This is a genomic window from Mesorhizobium sp. M4B.F.Ca.ET.017.02.2.1, from assembly GCF_003998955.1.
Lineage (GTDB): Bacteria > Pseudomonadota > Alphaproteobacteria > Rhizobiales > Rhizobiaceae > Mesorhizobium > Mesorhizobium abyssinicae.
The window spans coordinates 1-2528 of the sequence record NZ_RZOF01000543.1; the positions used below are offsets into that span (position 1 = coordinate 1).

Consider the following 2528-nt stretch of genomic DNA (forward strand, 5'->3'; position numbering starts at 1 on the left):
CGCCGGGCACCATCACCCATTTCCACACGCCTGGCGGGCTCGGCATCCGCGTCGATTCCGGCGTCTATTCCGGCTACAAGATCCCGCCCTACTACGACAGCCTGATCGGCAAGCTGATCGTGCATGGCCGCAACCGCGTCGAATGCATGATGCGGCTGCGCCGGGCGCTGGACGAATTCGTCGTCGACGGCATAAAGACGACGCTGCCGCTGTTCCGCGACCTGGTCGGCAACCCCGACATCGCCAATGGCGACTACGACATCCACTGGCTGGAAAAATATCTGGCTAAAGAGGAATAGCCGCTGAGCTTGCAGTTATAATGCCGCGATGACCCGTCCCTATGCGCCCGGCTATCGCATCCCGACCGACCTGTTGCTGAAGGCCTATGCGTCGGGCGTCTTCCCGATGGCCGAAAGTGCCAGCGATCCGGAAGTGTTCTGGGTGCGGCCGGAAACGCGCGGGATCATACCGCTGGACGGCTTTCATACGCCGCGCAGCCTGAAGAAGACGATCCGCAAGCACCCGTTCGAGATCCGCTACGATTTCGATTTCGAGGCGACGATCGACGGCTGCGCCGAAAGGCGAGAGGAACGCCGCTCGACCTGGATCAACGCGCCGATCCGCGAGGCCTATGTCGATCTCTATCGGCTCGGCCATTGCCATTCGGTCGAGGCCTGGCGCGAGGAACGGCTGGTCGGCGGCCTCTACGGCGTCTCGCTCGGCCGCGTGTTCTTCGGCGAAAGCATGTTCGCCAAGGAAACGGACGCGTCCAAGACCTGTCTCTATCACCTGGTCGAGCGGTTGAAGGCGCGCGGCTTCGCGCTGCTGGACACCCAGTTCACCACCGAGCACCTCAAGCGCTTCGGCGCCGTCGACGTGCCGCGCGGCCAATATGAGAAGATGCTGGCCGAGGCCTTGAAGGGCGAGGCCATCTTCTCGCCATGAAGCCGTAGCGATCAGCCTTTTGCTGAAGCCTCTATCGGCGTTTGCGCATGGAACATCATCTTCCAGCCATTGGTGCGATGCACGTAGCCGGTGCTGACCAGCGCGCTGTAGATTTCGCCATTCTCGCGCGTCGCGTGCGCCTCGTAGGTCAGCATGACAATGTCGCTGCCGGGTTCCACCATGCCCTTTAGGTCGATGTCGAGATCGCGCCAGCGACGTGGCTTGCTGGCGGTTTTAGCCAGATCGGCATTGCTGATCGCATGCGCCATCTCCGGAAAGGCCACGAGGCATTCGGCATCGGCGTTGGCCGCATAGTAGGCCGCATCGCCGGTCCAGAATCCCCTTTCGAGGTCAAGCAATTCCTTCTTGCTGGCCGTCATGTGCTTGGTTGCTGACATCGCAAGATCCTCCATGCGCAACAGTGCGCAATCGCTCTTTGCCAACGTGTGGCGAACGAAGCGGTTCCCCGAATCTGCTGTTGGATCAGTTGGCCTCGCCGCTATCCGGCTCGGTCGCAGCCGGAGCGGCGGCGGCCTTCGGCTTGGACGTATCGACCTGTGACGCACCGGTCTTGGCGGCCTCGGGCGGCGGCACGTCCGACTTCTGCTTGCAGCCCTTCAGCCAGACGTCATAGACCGCATGCTCGACGGCGTTGAGGCCGGGGCTCTCGGCGAACATCCAGCCGGTGAAGATGCGGCGGATCTTGCGATCGAGCGTGATCTCGTCGACCTCGACGAAGGAATCAGTCTTCGGTTCCTCGGTCTCCGGCCGCGAATAGCAGATGCGCGGCGTCACCTGCAGGGCGCCGAACTGCACCGTCTCGTCGATATAGACATCGAAGGTGATGATGCGGCCGGTGATCTTGTCAATGCCCGCGAACTCGGCCACCGGATTGGTGATGCGGTCGGCAGCCACCGGCGCCGCCTGTGTCTGCGCGGCTGCAAACGTCACCGTGCAGAGGGCGAGAGCGGCTGCTGCCGCCGCCACGGCGCCCATCGAGATTCGGCTAAAGATGCTCATGCGAGGATACCGGTGGTTGCGCCCGGGTGATTCTTTCACGCCAAGGCTAGTCGCCGTTTTCAGATCAGCAAGCAGCTAAACGTCAATTGTGGCGACAAAGGACCGATCAGCACCTTGACCGTGGATTACGAACCGGGCGTCCAGGCGTCATAGTCGCCGGTCACCTGCGGGCGATGCTGGTTGGTGAGCACCGAGCCCTTCGGACGGTAGGCGGCGGGGCTGCCGGTGAGGTTCGCCTGGTGCGGTTTCTGCCATTCGCGCGGCCGGTAGTCATCGCTCGGCGGCGCCACGTCGACACGGTGATGGATCCAGCCGTGCCAGCCCGGCGGGATCTTCGAGGCTTCCGAGTAGTCACGGTAGATGACCCAGCGACGGGTGCGGCCTTCCGAATCGATGCCGCCCTCGTAATAGACGTTGCCGGCTTCGTCCTGGCCGACCTTCCTGCCGTGGCGCCAGGTGTGGAAGCGCGTTCCCAGCGTCTGGCTGTTCCACCAGGTGAAAAACTGCGTAAGGAAAGTTTTCATCCAAGTCCTCGCGGCGGCAGCGGCAGCGCCTTTATCCTG

4 protein-coding genes and 1 pseudogene are annotated in these 2528 nt (G+C 62.9%); 2 read left to right on the plus strand and 3 right to left on the minus strand.

The window, feature by feature from the left end:
* Positions 1–299 (plus strand): annotated as a pseudogene (locus EN738_RS33485) (acetyl-CoA carboxylase biotin carboxylase subunit); the annotation flags it as partial.
* Positions 300–327: 28 nt separating this feature from the next.
* Entirely contained in the window at positions 328–945 is a 618-nt protein-coding gene (gene aat / locus EN738_RS33490; protein WP_127287274.1) for a leucyl/phenylalanyl-tRNA--protein transferase, read from the plus strand.
* An 11-nt stretch (positions 946–956) separates the two neighbouring features.
* Here aat and EN738_RS33495 read toward each other — a convergent pair whose 3' ends face one another.
* The 3 genes from EN738_RS33495 to EN738_RS33505 form a co-directional block, all read right to left on the minus strand.
* A complete protein-coding gene (locus EN738_RS33495) occupies positions 957–1343 on the minus strand; it encodes a hypothetical protein (RefSeq protein ID WP_127287277.1) in 387 nt (128 codons plus the stop codon).
* A gap of 85 nt (positions 1344–1428) precedes the next feature.
* Positions 1429–1965 carry a DUF2155 domain-containing protein gene (locus EN738_RS33500; RefSeq protein ID WP_127287275.1) on the minus strand — a complete coding sequence of 179 codons (537 nt, stop codon included), beginning with the start codon at positions 1963–1965 and terminating at the stop codon, positions 1429–1431.
* Positions 1966–2090: 125 nt separating this feature from the next.
* A complete protein-coding gene (locus tag EN738_RS33505) occupies positions 2091–2489 on the minus strand; it encodes an NADH:ubiquinone oxidoreductase subunit NDUFA12 (protein ID WP_127287276.1) in 399 nt (132 codons plus the stop codon).
* Between the last annotated feature and the right edge of the window lie 39 nt (positions 2490–2528).

Bases quoted from the DNA above. Each gene is read 5' to 3' on its own strand.
- EN738_RS33495 (WP_127287277.1), bottom strand. From the start codon at position 1,343: ATGTCAGCAACCAAGCACATGACGGCCAGCAAGAAGGAATTGCTTGAC.
- EN738_RS33505 (WP_127287276.1), bottom strand. From the start codon at position 2,489: ATGAAAACTTTCCTTACGCAGTTTTTCACCTGGTGGAACAGCCAGACG.
- EN738_RS33500 (WP_127287275.1), bottom strand. From the start codon at position 1,965: ATGAGCATCTTTAGCCGAATCTCGATGGGCGCCGTGGCGGCGGCAGCA.
- aat (WP_127287274.1), top strand. From the start codon at position 328: ATGACCCGTCCCTATGCGCCCGGCTATCGCATCCCGACCGACCTGTTG.